11 protein-coding genes are annotated in these 16,138 nt (G+C 72.0%); 1 reads left to right on the forward strand and 10 read right to left on the reverse strand.

All coding sequences use genetic code 11. The features are described from left to right. The 7 genes from ACF1G2_RS35820 to ACF1G2_RS35850 all read right to left on the reverse strand — a co-directional run. Positions 1-1,925, reverse strand: a 1,925-nt coding sequence (locus ACF1G2_RS35820; protein WP_391802337.1) for a type I polyketide synthase, incomplete at its 3' end; no start/stop codon positions are given. Between the two features lie 61 nt (positions 1,926-1,986). Further along, positions 1,987-3,594: an aspartate aminotransferase family protein gene (locus ACF1G2_RS35825; RefSeq protein WP_391802338.1), complete on the reverse strand. Its 1,608-nt coding sequence runs from the start codon at positions 3,592-3,594 to the stop codon at positions 1,987-1,989. A gap of 233 nt (positions 3,595-3,827) precedes the next feature. Continuing rightward, entirely contained in the window at positions 3,828-6,215 is a 2,388-nt protein-coding gene (locus tag ACF1G2_RS35830) for a BTAD domain-containing putative transcriptional regulator (RefSeq protein WP_391802339.1), read from the reverse strand. A 120-nt stretch (positions 6,216-6,335) separates the two neighbouring features. Further along, positions 6,336-7,064 (reverse strand): 4'-phosphopantetheinyl transferase, encoded by a 729-nt coding sequence (locus ACF1G2_RS35835; protein ID WP_391802340.1) that lies wholly within the window; start codon positions 7,062-7,064, stop codon positions 6,336-6,338. Between the two features lie 37 nt (positions 7,065-7,101). Continuing rightward, entirely contained in the window at positions 7,102-7,962 is an 861-nt protein-coding gene (locus ACF1G2_RS35840; RefSeq protein WP_391802341.1) for a metallophosphoesterase family protein, read from the reverse strand. Next, a complete protein-coding gene (locus ACF1G2_RS35845; RefSeq protein ID WP_391802342.1) occupies positions 7,959-8,747 on the reverse strand; it encodes a thioesterase II family protein in 789 nt (262 codons plus the stop codon). Before ACF1G2_RS35845 ends, ACF1G2_RS35840 begins: the two co-directional genes overlap by 4 nt. Positions 8,748-8,901: 154 nt before the next feature. After that, positions 8,902-9,588: a ScbR family autoregulator-binding transcription factor gene (locus ACF1G2_RS35850; RefSeq protein WP_391802343.1), complete on the reverse strand. Its 687-nt coding sequence runs from the start codon at positions 9,586-9,588 to the stop codon at positions 8,902-8,904. 264 nt (positions 9,589-9,852) lie between these two features. Between ACF1G2_RS35850 and ACF1G2_RS35855 the strand changes: the two genes are divergently transcribed. Then, positions 9,853-10,758: a zinc-binding alcohol dehydrogenase family protein gene (locus tag ACF1G2_RS35855; RefSeq protein WP_391802344.1), complete on the forward strand. Its 906-nt coding sequence runs from the start codon at positions 9,853-9,855 to the stop codon at positions 10,756-10,758. A 38-nt stretch (positions 10,759-10,796) separates the two neighbouring features. Here ACF1G2_RS35855 and ACF1G2_RS35860 read toward each other — a convergent pair whose 3' ends face one another. The 3 genes from ACF1G2_RS35860 to ACF1G2_RS35870 form a co-directional block, all read right to left on the reverse strand. Next, positions 10,797-11,327: a hypothetical protein gene (locus ACF1G2_RS35860; protein ID WP_391802345.1), complete on the reverse strand. Its 531-nt coding sequence runs from the start codon at positions 11,325-11,327 to the stop codon at positions 10,797-10,799. A 12-nt stretch (positions 11,328-11,339) separates the two neighbouring features. Beyond that, a complete protein-coding gene (locus tag ACF1G2_RS35865) occupies positions 11,340-11,873 on the reverse strand; it encodes a flavin reductase family protein (protein WP_391802346.1) in 534 nt (177 codons plus the stop codon). A 175-nt stretch (positions 11,874-12,048) separates the two neighbouring features. After that, on the reverse strand, positions 12,049-16,138 hold a 4,090-nt coding region (locus ACF1G2_RS35870), incomplete at its 5' end, for a thioester reductase domain-containing protein (RefSeq protein WP_391802347.1).

Raw genomic sequence — 16,138 nt, forward strand, 5'->3', positions numbered from 1 at the left:
GCGACGAGGTCGGGGCGGACGCCGAAGGATTCGAGGAGCCGGTAGAGGGCGACTTCGAGGGCGAACAGTGCGGGCTGGGTGTTGGCTGTCTGGTCCAGGAGTGGTCCGCCGTTGCGGATGATGTCGGCGATGGGCTGTTGCAGGTGGGGGTCGAGTGCGGCGCACACCTCGTCGAAGGCGGCGGCGAAGGCGGGGTAGGTTTCGTACAGTTGCGTGCCCATGCCGAGTCGCTGTGAGCCCTGGCCGGTGAACAGGAACGCGGTCTTCCCGGTGGCCACGACACCCGAGACCACACCCGGCGCCGCCTTCCCCTGCGCCACCGCCCGCAACCCGTCGACGAGAGCCGACCGGTCGGAGCCGAGCACCACGGAGCGATGACGGTGGGCCGTGCGCGTCGAGGCCAGGGACCAGCCGATGTCGGCCGAGGACGCGGCCTCCCTGTCTCCGTTCCTGTCCCCGCCCCTGTCCCCGTCTCCGCCCCAGTCCTCGGCCTGCGCGACGAGCCGCTCCGCCTGGGCCTTCAGCGCTGCCTCCCCGGCGCCGGAGACGACCCACGGCAGGATGCCTGGGGCCGACCCGCGAGGCGTGCCGGTGTCGCCGTCCTCGTCGCAGACGGCATCGCCCGCAGGTGCCTGCGCGACGACGACGTGGCAGTTGGTGCCGCCCATGCCGAAGGAGCTGACCCCGGCCACCAGCGGGCGTTCGGGGTCCGGCCACGGGGTCAGTTCGCGCTGTACCGCCAGCCCGAGCCCGTCCAGGTCGATGGCCGGGGCGGGGCGCTCGAAGTTGAGACTGGGCGGCAGCAGACGGCGATGAAGACTCAGCAGGGTCTTGATGAGCCCCGCGATACCGGCCGCACCTTCAAGGTGACCGATGTTGGTCTTGACCGAGCCGACGCGCAGCGCGTGCTCCGCATCGCGCCCCGTCCCGAGTGCCGCGCCCAGGGCGGCGGCCTCGATGGGGTCGCCGACCGGGGTGCCGGTGCCGTGCAGTTCGACGTACTGCACCTCCTCCGCGGCCACGCCCGCCCGCGCGCGGGCGGCCCGCAGGACCTGCTCCTGGGCTTCACGGCTGGGGACGGTCAGGCCGTCGGTGGCGCCGTCGTTGTTGACGGCGCTGCCACGGATGAGGCCGTAGATCCGGTCGCCGTCGGCGACGGCCCGCCCCAGCGGCTTCAGGACGACCACCCCGCTGCCCTCGCCGGGCACGAAGCCGTTGGCGCGGGCGTCGAAGGTGTACGTGACTCCGTCCGGCGACAGTGCCCCGAACCGCTGCTCGGTGACGGTGTTCTCGGCGAGCAGGTTGAGGTTCACGCCCGCCGCGATGGCGGCGGTGGACTCCCCGTGCCGCAGACTCTCGCAGGCCAGGTGCACGGCGACGAGCGAGGAGGACTGGGCGGAGTCCACGGTCAGACTCGGTCCGTGCAGGCCCAGCAGATGCGAGATCCGGTTGGCGATGACGCTCCGGTTCACTCCGGTCATCGTGTGCTGGGTGACGGCCTCGGCGCCGTGCTGGTACACCAGGTTGGTGTAGTCGTCGCGCAGGGTGCCGACGAACACGGAGGTCCTGCTGCCGCGCAGCGACGCCGGCACGATGCCCGCGTCCTCGAGTGCCTCCCAGGCCAGTTCGAGCACCAGCCGTTGCTGGGGGTCCATGGCCGCCGCCTCGCGCGGCGAGACGGCGAAGAAGGCGGCGTCGAAATCGGCCACGGTGTCGAGGAAGCCACCGCGGGTGACCGCGCTCGCGGCGCCTTCGGGCCAGCGGTCCGCCGGTACGTCTCCGATGGCGCTGATGCCGCCGGCAAGGAGCTGCCAGAACGCGGCGGGCCCGTCCGCCCCGGGAAGCCGGCAGGACATGCCGACGACGGCGATCGGCTCGTTCCGCTCGATGTCCGTGCCGACCGGAGTCGCAGGCTGCTCACTCATCATGACCTTCGGCTGACCTTTCAGAAAGGGGGAGTTCTCCAGGGGCGGGCGGGCCGCTCGGTCAGGCGGGGACCGCCAGCCGGTGCGCCTGCTGGTCGCGCAGAATCAGGCAGACGTCGGTCAGGGCCCGCTCCAGCCGGTCGATGTCCTCGTCGGTGAGGAACACCGAGGGCTCGAAGCGCAGGGTGTGGACGGCGCTGGCGGTGGGGAAGGTGCGGATGCCGTGGGCGTTGAGCAGGTGTCCGGCGACGACGTAGCCGAAGAGTCCGGAGCGTGCCGCCTCGCCGATCGCCTCGGACGCGGCGCCGGACTGGTCGTGGAACTCGAACCCGAGCATGAGGCCGCTGCCCCGTACGTCCTTCACCACGTCGGGGTAGCCGGCGCGCACCTTGCCGAGCATGGTCTCCAGCGCCGCTCCGCGCTCGACGGCCTGCCGGTACACGCGGCCGCCGTCGGCCTCCAGCAGCTCCAGGACCTTCAGCGCGATGTGGCACGAGAAGCTGTCCTTGGCGAACGTGGAGCTGTGTACGAGCTCGAAGTGGGGCTGATAGCGGGCCTCGCGCACCAGCATCACGGCAGCCTTGGCGATCCCGCCGCCCAGGGACTTGGCGAGCGCGTAGTAGTCGCCGCGCAGGCCCAGGTGGGAGCTGGCGAGCAGCGCTCCGGTACGGCCCATCCCGCTCTGGACCTCGTCGACGACCAGCGGGCAGTCGGCCGCTTCGCCGAACTCCTGGATCCTGCGGGCGAACTCCTTCGACAGCGGGTGGATTCCGCCCTCGCCCTGGATCGGCTCCAGAAGGAACGCGCAGAACGCGGGGTGGGGCCGTTCGACGAGCCGGACCTCGCCGTCCTCGACGGCCGGACGCAGCAGCGGCCGCCGCTCCTGCTCGAGGATCTCCCGCAGGACGTCCGGGGCGTCCCGGGGCACGAACCGGGTACGCAGGCCGAGCGCCGCGAACGGGGTCCGGTACCCGGCGTTGTGGGTCAGCTGGACGCTGCCCATCAGCTTGCCGTGGAAGCCGCCTTCGAGCGCCAGGAGCACCGGAGCCTCGGCGCTCCGCTCCTCGTTCCTGCGGGTGACCTCGGCGATCACGGCCTCCATCGCCCCCTCGGCGCCCCCGTCGACGCCCCCCTCGGTCGCGTCCTGCCCGGCCGCGGGGCGGGGGATGCCCAGGCGCGCGAACACCTCGTCGGGCACCGTCGCGAGCCCCGCGTCCACCGCCGTACGGACCTCGTCGATGCCTTCCGCGATGTCCGCGACGATCGCACCGAGGCGTACCACCCGGTCCATCTCCGCGTGCTTGACGGCCGCTTCGACCGCCTCGGCGCCGCTGTTGGCGAAGGTCGCGTAGTAGGGCTCATCGGTGCCGGTCTCCCGGTGGACGATCCGGTTCAGCTCGGCGGCCAGGGCGTTGGCGTACGGGTGGGAGGAGAACTGCGCGTGCACGGGCGACTGTTCCGCCAGGAGCCGCTGGGCGCGGGCCACGATCTCGGGGTGGTTGTGCCCGAGGATCAGAGACCCGTAGCCGCCCGCGAAGTCGAGGACCGGTATCTCGCCTCCGTCCTCCCCGCGGCGGAAGAGCGTGTTTCCCTCTCCGCGGACGTATTCGACATCGAGTCCTGCCGTGGCCAGCAGCGCGCGAAGATTGGGCTCGGCGAGTTCCGACATAGCAGCTCCTGAATTCATGTCACGCCTACCTGTCGAACGCGGACCGATCTCTCCGAATCGGCACCGGCCGCATTCCTGGCGCTCCCTCGTGGGAAGTCGCTTCCATCCTGTTCCGCCCATGCCAGTCGGCGGTCACGAGAAAGTCATCCGCACCCGCGTGGGTGATCGATTACCTGACGATGGACACGGCAGGGGGCGCCGGCCCGCCGGAGTACGACGGCCGGTCGCGGGGCTCACGCGGCGGCCGGATCCCTGGGCTCGCCGATGCGCTGCAAGGCGTCGTTGCGCGACGCGGCGAGCAGGAACTCCACGAGTTCCTCGTGGGTGATGCGCTGGGGCGGGTCCAGCGTGACCGTGGTCGTGTGACTCTTGCCTCCGGCCCAGGACGGCCTCCGGGCGAGGAGTTCCGGCCCGGCGCAGGCGACCACGAACAGGCGCCCCACCCCTGCGGACTCCGCCAGTTCCTCGACGGCGTCCAGGGTCATGTCGGGGGCGCGGTGCAGGTCGTCCACGCAGAGCGTGATCGGCCGCCGTTGCGCCGCCTCCTGGAAGAACTCCCGCCAGGAGAGCAGTACTTCACCGGGGCACAGTTCACCGAAGTGGACATCGACCCCCGCGGACGCGAGGAGCGGGCGCAGCCGGCGCAGGGGCAGGTCCGCCGCCCCGTCGGAGGGATACAGCGCACGGACCTCCCGTTCCAGCGCCGCGTGCACCGTCTCCTCGTCGTCGTCGGGACGGACCCCGCAGTAGGCGGCGAGGAGCCGGCCCGCCATCGCCAGCGGTGAGCCGTCGCGGCCTTCGGAGGCACGGGCCGACACGACGAGCGGCCCGTCCGGTTGTTCGGCGGCCCAGCGACCGAACTCGCCGAGCAGCCGGCTCTTCCCGGTACCGGCGTCTCCGAGGATCGTCACCAGGTGGGGTACGCCACGGTGCCGGGTGCGTTGCGCGAGGCCGCGCAGGACGTCGAGCTCCACCGCCTGCTCGGTACCCGCCGCGCCCGCCGACCGCGCGCCAAGGGCCTGCCAGCCCGCGGCGGCGCTGTCGCAGCGGCGGTAGACGACGGTCTGTTCACTGGCGCGGCGTACCGCGTCGCTGACCCGCACCTCGCCCTCGGGCACCGACCCCAGCAGGGCCTGGGACTCGTCCAGGACGGCGCCGACCACGGTGGGCCCCTCCTCCCGCCCGCGTCGCCGCAGCAGGACCTCGCCCTGGGTGATGGCGGCCTGCACCGTCGACTGCGCGGCGCCGGCGCCGCCCGAACCGGTGGAGACGTCCAGGACGTCCCGGACCGCCAGGGCCGCGAGAACGGCCTTCCCGGCGTCGCTCTCGTGCGGGTCGTCGAGTCCGAACAGGGCCAGGGACACCGAGCCGATGGAGGCCACGACCGTACCGCCGAACCGTTCGACCTGCTCCCGGACCAGGAGGGCGGCGCCGTCGAGGAGATCGTCGAGTTCCTGCTCGGCACCGCTGCCCAGGGAGGGTGCGAGACGGGTGCGCAGGGAGACCACGCTGACCTGGCGACGGTCGGTGCTCGTCCGGCGCGCTGCGGCGGAGGGGTCGGTCTCGTCGGCCGGTCCGGTCTGCGCCGCTTCCGCCCCCGGCGCGTCAGCGGCGCCTGAGACCGGCTCGGCCGCGACCCCCGACGGGTCGACCGCCCCCGCCGGTGCGCCGACGGTGTCGGCCGGTGCGGCGAGCGCGACGGGCTCCGCAGAGAGGACGTCGCCGGACGGAGTCTCCCGGGCGGGCATCCGCTCGGACATTCCCTCTGACATCCGTTCCGGGGCCCGCTCCGGGGCCCGTTCCGGCGCCCGTTCCGACATCCGCACCGGCGCCCGCTCCGGCACGCGCTCGAAGGCCAGGGAGCAGTCCTGGGCGAGAATCGACTGTTGCAGCCGCTGCAGACCGCGGCCCGGCTCGAGGCCCAGGTTCTCCACCAGGACCGCCCGCACCCGGCTGTACTCGGCGAGTGCGTCCGCCTGCCGCCCGCACCGGTACAGCGCCAGCATCAACTGGCCGCAGGACCGCTCCCGCAGCGGCTCGGCGCGCACCATGGTCTCCAGCTCGGCGAGGATCTCGTGATGCCTTCCGCAGGCCAGCTGCGCCTCGAAGTAGTCCTCCATCACGTCGAGGCGGGTGTTCTGCAGAGCGACCAGCTCGGGCCACTGGACCCCGCTCTCCACCAGATCGGCCAGGGCCGGCCCCCGCCACAGCGCCAGCGCGTCGCGCAGCAAGGGCGCCGCCGTCCCGGGAGTCCCCTGGGACAGCAGCTGCCGCCCCTGGCCGACCCAGGCGTGGAACAGATGAAGGTCGACCTTCTCGGGTTCCACCCGCATCATGTAGCCGGGCGGCTGCGTCAGCAGGGTCGCGGTGTCGGCGCCGGCCGAACCCCGGACCGCGGACAGGGCGCCGCGCAGCCCGTAGACGGCGTTCTGCAGGATCTTGCGCGCCGTCATCGGCGCGTCGTCGACTCCCCACAGGGCGTTCAGCAGCTGGCTCGTGGCCACCGCCTTGTTCGCGTTCAGGAGCAGGAACCCCAGAGTGGCTCTCTGCTTGGTGCCGCCGAGACCCACCACCCTGCCGTCGTCGACCACTTCCATCGGACCCAGCACTCGGAACTGCATCGATCCCCCCGCTACGCTCCATGGCCGCCCGGAGGCGTCATTGGCGGCGATTCCGCGGCACCAGCCTGCACGACGCCGGTCCAAGCCCACACAAATCTCGAACAAGGCGGGCGGCCGGGCTCAGCGCGCCCCGGACACCGTCGCCGCCGGCCGCCCCGCGAAGGGAAGCGGTCGCGTCACAGCGACTCCTGTGTGGGTGAGAGCGATCGCGGTCAGCAGGATCCCGTCGCGGCGCAGCCAGCCGCCCTGGAACGTCCCGGCCCTCTGGCCGCCGATCTCCGGACCAGGGACCAGAAGACGGGCTGTGAAGGTCGCCCGCTCCGGGTCGACCGTGACCACGGCCTCATGGAAGTCCAGCCAGCGGCCGGTCAGCGGGTACCAGGCCTTGTACACACTCTCCTTGGCGCTGAACACCAGCCGGTCCCAGGCCACTTCGGGGTGACGCGCCCTGAGCGCCGCCACCCGGCCCCGCTCCTCCGCGACCATCACCAGCTCCCGGGTGCCCTCGTCCCTGATCGGCAGGTCGGGCTCGGCGTCGATCCCGATCGTCGCCAGGTCCGTGGCGTACGCGACGGCGGCCGCGCGGTATCCCCGGCAGTGGGTCATGCTGCCGATCGTCCCGGCGGGCCAGACCGGCGCGCCGCGCTCGCCGTTGAGGATGGGGGCGGGGGAGACGCCGAGCTCCCGCAGCGCCTTGCGGGCGCAGTACCGTACGGTGGCGAACTCCCGCCGGCGCTCGTCCACCGCGCCTGCCACCGTCCGCGCCTCGGCCGGGTACAGCACGGATTCCGGACGGTCGTGTCGGGTGTCGGCGACGGCCAGGGGCACGGGCAGCAACTCATCGATCATCCGGAAGGCTCCGTCTCGTCCGTGCGACGCGATCGCGTCAGGGGTTCGGCGTCGTCCTCGGCAGGATCTGCACCGGCAGCGCGGGGGCTTCGGCCCGACGCTGCCACTCCCTCGGGTAGCCGAGGGACACCTCGCGGTGCGGGACGCCGTCGTGGTGGATCAGGCGTGGGATGTGCAGATGGCCGTAGACGACCTCGACCGCGCGGTAGCGCGTGGGCCAGTCGGCCGTCGCCCGGGTGCCGCACCACTGGGCGAACTCGGGATGACGCAGGATGTGCGTGGGTTCCCTCACCAGCGGAAAGTGGTTGACCAGGATCGTCGCCCGATCGTCGGGGACGGCGGCCAGACGGGCCTCGGTCGCGGCGAGCCGGGCCGCGCACCAGGCCTCTCGGCTCGGATACGGGTCGGGGTGGAGCAGGAACTCGTCGGTGCACACGATCCCGGCCGCCTCGGCGATGGCGAGGCTCTCCTGCTTGTCGCGCGCGCCGGGGGCGAGGAACGAGTAGTCGTACAGGACGAACAGGGGCGCCACCGCGACCCCCTGCTCCTCGCCCCGCCACACGGGGTAGGGGTCCTCGGGAGTGACGACACCCATCGCGCGGCACGACTCCACGAGGTGGTCGTAGCGTTGCGCGCCGCGCAGCTGCACCGGATCGTGCGGGTGGGTCCACAGCTCGTGGTTGCCCGGTGCCCACACCACGGTGGCGAAGCGCTCGCTCAGCAGACGCAGCGCCCAGACGATGTCCTCCACGAACTCGCCCACATCGCCGGCCACGATGAGCCAGTCGTCCGGAGAGGTGGGCCGCAGACCCTCGACGACGGTCCGGTTCTCCTTGTGGCGCACATGCAGGTCGCTGACGGCCAGGAGCCTGGGCCCCCGGCCTCCGACGGTCGTCATCCGCGCGCCGTCGCCACGCCGGAGGCGCAGGCGGTGACGCACGCCGTGGCGACCGCCTCGGACACCTCGGCGAGGTGGGCGTCGAGGAAGAAGTGACCGCCGGAGAACACCTGCGTACGGGCGCCGGCGGTCGTGAACTCCGCCCATCTCTGCGCCTGTTCCACGGTCACCACCGGATCGCTGTCACCGACGAGCACGGTGAACGGGACGGTCGACGGCGGCCCCGGCTTCCACCCGTACGATCCGATCGCCCGGTAGTCGGCGCGCAGGGCGGGCATGACCATCTCCCGGAGCTCCGGGTCCCGCAGCACCTCGGGTGTGGTGCCGCCCAGGGCGGACACGGCCCGGACGATGTCGTCATCGGTCCGCAGCCGGTCGTGGCGCCCCGGCTCGGGCCTGGGCGCGCCCCGGCCCGACAGGATCAGCGCGGACGGTCCCCGCCGCGGCGAGAGCCGGCGGGCGACCTCGTAGGCGAGGACCGCCCCCATGCTGTGGCCGAAGAGGGCGTAAGGCCCGTCGATCTGCCCCGAGACCTCGATCGCCAGGGCGTCGGCGAGCCTGTCGAGGTCGTCGACGGGCTCTTCGAGCCGGCGGTCCTGCCGGCCCGGGTACTGCGCGACCAGTACGTCGAGTGTGGGGGCGAGGGAGAGTGCGAGCGGACGCAGCGAGCTGGCCGCACCGCCCGCATGCGGGAAACAGAACAGCCGCGGCGCGCCCGTCCCGGCAGCGCCCTGCCCCGCCGGCTGATCGAACCTGCGCAGCCACCGGCTCGCCACTCCCACCACGTCGACTCTCCCTGACTCGTCCCACAACTGGCGCGGCCGTACCGCACTCCCATGGTGCGCGGTGACGTTCAAAGGACGCACAAGCCGCGCACAACGCCCCGCAAAGAAAGCACGGTTCACGCCACATCCGCGAGCGGACAGGCGACGGTTCGGCCTACGCGGCGCCGCAGGTCTCGGCCATGTCCCAGTCCTGGGACCCGTACGGACTCCCGGGCCCGACCGGAGGCGAGGCGCTCCCTTCCGGGGCCAGAGTGCCGCAGGTCTCCGCGACGGCGAGCTGGGGCAGCATCAGCCGCCAGAACGCGGTGACGGCACGCCGGGACGCCCACTCCGTGTCGATGCGGGACAGCACCTCGAATCCGGCGACGATGGACGTGATGGCGAGAACGGCGTCCTCGAGCACCACGTGGGAGGTGAGCATGCCTCTCTCCCTGGCGACGATCAGCATCAGTTGCACCCAGTCCTGCCACTCCTCCCACAGGTTGACCTGACCCTGCCAGGTTGCGTCGCTGGCCAGGCTGAATCCGGCCCGCAGGACCGGGTCGCTCAGCAGGTTCTCGGCCAGCGCCTGAGAGGTGTCGACCAGGAGTTGCAGTGGGGCGGGGTGTCGCAGCGGCACCCGTCCGGTGAAATGCAGAAGCGTCTGGGCGGCCGCGAGTTCGACCGCCTCTCCCAGGGCCCGTTTGTTCCTGAAGTGGAAGTGCAGAGCGCCATTGCTCACACCGGCCGCCGAGCTGATCACGGCGATCGAGGCGTCGGCGAATCCGGCACGCTCGAAGACTTCGGCGGCTGAACGGATCAGATCCTGACGAGTGCGCAGCGCGCGGGGTTGCTTGGCCATGGGGCGCTCCGATGGGGACGTGAGCAACTGGTCGGGCGCACGAGAACATGCCACAGGGCAAAGGAGAATCGTTAACCAAGGGAGCGGCCACGCGGCCGAATTGGCCGGAGTGCGGCCGTCGGTGCCTGACAATCGCCGGGCTGTGGCATGACGTCTCCGACCCTCCAGGTGCGGTGCTCGGGCATCAACGTGCGGGGTGCAACTGTATGCCCCGACGACCGGATCGTAACCGGGCCCTCACGGTGCGGCGCGGTAAAGTGCCGCATGATCGCTATCCAGTTCGACCGTTTCGGCGGTCCCGAGGTCCTCGCCGTCGTGGATGTGCCGACGCCCCGACCGGGTCCGGGCGAGACGCTCGTCACCGTGGAGGCCGTCGGCGTGAACTTCGCGGACACGCACCAGGTGGACGGGTCGTACCTGACCGCCGACCTGCTGCCGTACGTGCCGGGCAGCGAGGTCGTGGGCCGTACTCCCGACGGTCGGCGCGTGCTCGCCCGGGTGTCCGGCGGCTATGCGCAGCAGGTGGTCGCCAAGGAGTCCGCGCTCGTCCCGATTCCGGACGCCCTCGACGCGGGGCGGGCCCTGGCCCTGATGATGCAGGGACTCACCGCCTGGCATCTGCTGCGCTCCGCCGCCCGGTTGGGCACGGGGGAGACCGTCGTCGTCCACTCCGCGGCGGGTGGCGTGGGAAGCCTGGCCGTGCAGCTGGCCAAGGAGTTCGGCGCGGGGCGCGTGCTCGCGCAGGTCTCACCGGGCAAGGAGCGGCTCGCACTGGAGCTGGGGGCGGACGCCGTCGTCGCCTACCCCCTGGACGAGAAGGCCGACGTCATCCTGGACGCGGCCGGCGGCGAACTCTTCGACCAGGCCCTGGGATCCCTGGCTTCCTTCGGTCGGCTGGTCAGCTACGGCAACGCCTCGCGCAGCACCTTCACACCGGTCGACCCTGCCCGCCTGGGCCGGCTCAACGCGTCGGTCGTCGGGTTCTGGCTGCGGCCCACGCTCGCCGCCGCGGGTGCGGTCGAAGGCCCGCTCAAGGAACTGTTCGACCTGATGGCGCGGGGGCGGCTCAACCCGGTGGCCACCAGCGCCTATCCGCTCACCGAAGCCCGGCAGGCCCACGAGGACCTGCTGGCGCGGCGCACGGTGGGCAAGGTGATCCTGGTCCCCTGACAGGGCTCCCTGATCCTGCCCGATCCGAAGGGCGGGCCTCAGTCGCCCGCGCCGCCGCTCCGCGCCCGGCGCCCGAGGGCGCGGACGAGTGCCGCCGGGCGGCCGTCGGTGCCGCCGAGCTCGGGGCGCTCCGACAGGACGAGCGCCGCGGACTCCATGAGGAGCGTGACCACGAGGTGCTCGTGCCGGGGGAGCAGAGAGCGTACGGCTCCGTGCGCGAGTGGCCGCACGGGTCCGTGCGAGAGCACCGGACCCTGGCGGTCTGTGAGTTCCAGGGCCGCGACCAGCATCTCCTGGCCGCGACGCCGCAGTGCGGCCAGGAGACCCATGCTCTCCTGGTCCTCCCCGGCCAGAGCGGCCGGCAGGGCCGCCTCGAAGGCGCGCATGACGGCCGCCGCGAAGGGATGTTCCAACTCCTCGGGCCTTGCCGCGAGTCGGCCGGCGCCACGCGAGCGCAGCGTCGAGTGCCTGGCCCTCGCGAGCCCCTCGTTGAGCGCCGCGACGAAACTGCCTCCGACGGCGTCCCAGAAGGCGTTCTCGTCAGATGACCCCAGGTGTGTGGCCGCCATGGTGGCTCCCGCTCACCGGGGCGGGGTGACGGTCTGCTGGAAACGGCCGTTGAAGAACAGCAGTCCGGAGGCGTCGGTGGAACTGGACGCGCCCACCACGTCGCCGATGAATATGGAGTGATCTCCCGAGTCGTGCGATTCGGCCAGTTCGCATTCGAGCCAGGCCAGCGCGCCGTTCAGCAGCGGCGCCCGGGTGACCTCACCCGGGCGCCAGCCGATCCCCTCGAACTGCGCCGGCCCCAGAGGCCGGTGCTTGTCCGCGAAGTGCCGTGCCAGCGACTCCTGTTCCGCGCTCAGCACCGAGACACCGAAACTGCGCGCCGAGGTGATCGCCTTGTGCATCACCGCGCTGTGCGACACGCAGCAGAGCACCGTCGGCGGCTCGAGGGAGACCGAGCTGAAGGCATTGGCCGTCATTCCGTGCACATGCTCGCCACCGACGCTCAATACGATGACCCCGGTCGCGAAGCGTGACATCGTCTCGCGCAGTGCGGACGGCGCGACCTGGATTCGGTCGACGGTTTCACCTGTGGATGCATAGTTCATGCCGAACCCTTCGAGAGAACCATGGGACAAACGGTAGGGTCCGGCATTCTCTGGCCACTCATCACGAGGTAACCACACCGGCCCTGTGGGGCGAATCGTCTGCGGTCGTGCACGGGCGGGGAGCCCGATTGCCGCCGGGTGAACGGCAGATGGGATCCCCGCCCGGCGGGTCCGGTCAGCCCGCCTCCGGGAAATGGCCGGTCCGCCTGAAGAAGGTCACGTATTTGACGAAGAGTTCCTCCGTCAGCGCCGGGCACGCGATACCACTTCCCTTCAGCTCGGCATCGGTCTCCGTCGTGTCCATCGCCGGATAGAAGGTCTCGGTGTCGGCCGTCATCATCTCGAAGGCGTGCAGCAGGGGCGTGATCGCATTCGCCCGGTCCGCGTCGACCCGTTCACGCCAGGTCTCCCAGTCGACCTCGTCCAGCGAGTAGCCGAGCGACCGCAACCGGTCCACGCATTCCCGCAGGCTCACCGCACTCCGGTTGAAGAGATGGAAGGTCCGGCCCGCCGCCGTCGCGCGGCCGGAGATCCGGAGGATCGCCGCGCTCACATAGTCCACCGGCAGCAGATGGAAGCGCCCGCCGGCACTGGCCGGCACCGCCCCGGCCTGCAGCAGCCCCTTGAGGCTCAGCCAGACGAAGTCATTGGTCTGGCAGGCGCCGTTGTCCTGGTCGCCCGAGATGACGTCGACACGGTAGACGGACACCGGCAGACCGCGCTCCCGGGCGAGCTCGACGACCTGCTCCGCGACCCACTTGCTCTGCAGATAGCCGCTGGGCAGCCGCTCGGGGGGGCCGGTCGGGTCGCTCACCTTCAGGGGAACGCCGGGCGTCACCGCGCCTTCGAAGACGCCGACGGTCGACACGTAGTGGACCGGTACGGTGCGATGGCGCGCCGCCAGACGGAGCACCTCCTCCGTCCCGCCCACGTTCGAGGCCTTCAGACTCTGGTACGGGTGGAGCCAGTGCACCTGGGCGCCGTTGTGGTAGACCACGTCGACCGTCTCGGCGAGCCGGTCGAAGTCCTCCTCGGACAGGCCGAGCCGCGGCTCTGCCAGGTCACCCACGATCACCGAGAGCCGGTCGGCGTCCACCGCGTCCCACACCTGGTAGCGCTCCAGGTTCTCCCGGAGCCGGGCACGGGCCTGTACCGGGTCGTCGCCGCGGACCAGGCAGTGCACCCGCGCCCCGGTCGAGCGCATGAGGTCCCGCAGCAGGAACGCGCCGAGGAATCCGCTCGCGCCGGTCAGGAGCACCTCGCGAGGGTCGCCGACGGAGCGGACGACCTCGGTCGCGGGCCGGATGTCCTCGGAGAGACGCACCTCGTCGGCGAAGTCCAGGGCAGCCACGGGGTCCGCGGACCCCGGCCCGCCGGACCCCGAGCCCGCCGTGCGCCGGGTCAGCTCGTCGTGCACGAAGGCCGCCAGGGCCACCGGAGTGGGATGGTCGAAGACCACCGTGGCCGGCAGCCGGCCGCCGACGAGCGCGCTGCACCGATTGCGGAGCTCCACCGCGGTGAGCGAGTCGAAGCCCTGCGAGAGGAACGATTCCTCGTTCCTGATCCGCCCGGTGTCGCCATGGCCGAGGACACGCGCGACCTCGTCCCGGACCGCGGCGAGCACCAGGCCCGACCGCTCGCCGTCGGTTGCGGCGGCGGCCACCCGGTCCGCCAGCGACGCCCCGGTGACGCCCGCGTCGTCGTCGGCCCTGCGTCGGCGGGGAGTACGTACCAGCCCCCTCAGCAGCGCGGGGACCTGCTCCTGCTCCCGTACGGCACCGAGATCCAGGGGTGTCGCCACGACCACGGGCCGGCCGGCACCGAGGGCGAGGTCCAGGAGCGCGGTACCGGTCCCCGGCGTGACCGGAAGGTACCCGCTACGCGCGATGCGCTTGAGGTCGGTCGCGTCCAGTCCGCCGGACATGCCGCCTTCCTGCGCCCACAACCCCCACGCGACGGACGTGGCGGGCAGCCCCCTCGCGTCCCGATGCTGAGCGAGACCGTCGAGGAAGGAGTTGGCCGCGGCGTACGTGGACTGGCCCGGGCCCCCCACCACGCCGGCGATCGAGGAGAACAGGACGAACGCCGACAACTCCCGCTCGCGGGTCAACTCGTGCAGGTGCCACGCGGCCTCGGCCTTCGGCCGCAGCACGGCCGCCAGCCGTTCCGGGCTCTGGGACCCGATCAGGCCGTCGTCCAGGACACCGGCGGCGTGGATCACCGCGGTCAGCGGGTGCTGCGCGGGAATGGACGACAGTAGCTCGGCCAGATCCTCACGGTCGGCGACATCGCACGCGGTCATGGTCACCTCGGCACCGAGCTCCTTGAGCTCGGCGGCCAACTCGGCCGCACCCTCGGCCTGTTCCCCCCTCCGGCTGGTCAGCAGCAGGTGCCGTACACCGTGCTCGCGGACGAGGTGGCGCGCGAAGAGGGCACCGAGCGAACCGGTTCCGCCGGTGATGAGCGTGGTCCCCTCCGTGCTGCCGTACGGCGACGAGGGCACCACCGACGGCTGCGGGGCGTACTGGAGGCGCGGCACGAAGAGGCGTCCCGTACGGAGGGCGGACTGCGGCTCCCCGGCGCCGAGCGCGACGTCCGCGGCACCGGCGGGCGTGGTCTCACCGTCCACGTCGACGAGCCGGAACCTGCCGGGGGCCTCCGACTGGGCCGAGCGCACCAGACCCCAGAGCGCCGCCCCGGCCGGATCCACGGGCTCACCCTTGCGCACCGCCACCGCACGCCGGGTCATGACGACCAGCGGTACGTCGGCGAGACGCTCCTCCGCCAGCCACCGCTGAGCGAACTCCATGACCTGGCGGGTCACGTCGTGCGTGGCCGCGACCACATCGTCCGCGGACGGGGGAGCGTACGGCAGCACCACCGCGTCCAGCGGCTCGCCCGCCCCGACCGCCCGCGCGACTTCGGCCACATCGCCGAATCGCCGCGCCCCGCGCGGGTCGCCGCCGAGGACGCCGTACCGCATCGATGCCACGGGGTGCGCGCCCGATGTCGACCCCGGCACGGGCACGGGCACGGGCGTCGGCATCGGGATCCACGAGACCTGGAGCAGATGGTCGGCGGTCCGGTCGGCCGCGCGAGCGATCGCGCTGCCCTCGACCTGCCCGTGGACGACGCCGGACAATACGGCGACAGGCGCGCCGCTCCGGTCGGCGACGTGCACCGTCAGGAGGCCGTCGTCCTCACCGCGAGTGATCCGGACCCGCACGTCCGAGGCGCCACTCGCGTACAGCCGGACTCCGCGCACCGCCGTGACCGTGGGTGCGCCCGGCCCGTGATCGCCCGCCGGGTTCCCGTACGCGCGCAAGGCCCCTTCGAGCAGCGCAGGATGCAGGAGATGACCCGAAGCGTCCGCCGGCCCGGACAGGCTCAGCTCGGCGAAGACCTCGGAGCCCCGCCGCCACGCTGCGGCCAGCGTCCGGAAGGCGGGGCCGAGGCGTACGTCCGCGTGAGCGAGCCGTTCATGGACATCGGCGGGAGACACGGCCTGCGCGTCCACCGGAGGCCAGGGCCCGAGATCGAAGGGAGGGACGTCCGGTGCGTGCGGGCTCAGCAGCCCTTCCGCATGCAACGTCCATGGGACGTCACCCCCGTCCGGGCGGCTGTGGACGGTGACCTTCCGAGTCCCCGCCACCTCGTCGGGCGCGCCCACGGCCACCTGGAGGTGAACTCCGGCGCTGCGCGGGATCACCAGAGGCGCCGCCGTCACCAGCTCGTCGAGGAGCGTGCAGCCGACCTCGTCGCCCGCGCGGATCGCCAGCTCCACCAGCGCCGCGACGGGCAGGACAGCCGAGCCGTGCACCTCGTGATCGGCCAGCCAGGGGTGCGTACGCAGCGAGAGCCTGCTCGTGAACAACGCCTCGTCGGACGCCGCCACCGGCACCGACGCACCCAGCAGCGGATGCTCCTCGTGGCGCAATCCGAGGCTCTCCGGGTCGCCGCGTCCGCCCGAACTCTCGACCCAGTACCGCTCGCGCTGGAAGGGGTAGGTGGGCAGGTCGACTCGTTGTGTGTTGTTGCCTTGGAAGAGGGTGGGCCAGTCGACGGTGGTGCCGTGGGTGTGTGCGGTGGCGAGTGCGGTGAGGAGGGTGTGGGTCTCGTTACGGCCGTTGTGCATGAGGGGTACGGCGGTGGTGTCGTCGAGGGTGTCGCGGACGAGGGTGGTGAGGGTGGTGTCGGGGCCGATTTCGAGGTAGGTGGTGGTGTTGTGGGTGTGGAGGGTGTGGAGGGTGTCGGTGAAGCGGACG

This window comes from Streptomyces sp. NPDC013457, from assembly GCF_043089925.1.
GTDB lineage: Bacteria > Actinomycetota > Actinomycetes > Streptomycetales > Streptomycetaceae > Streptomyces.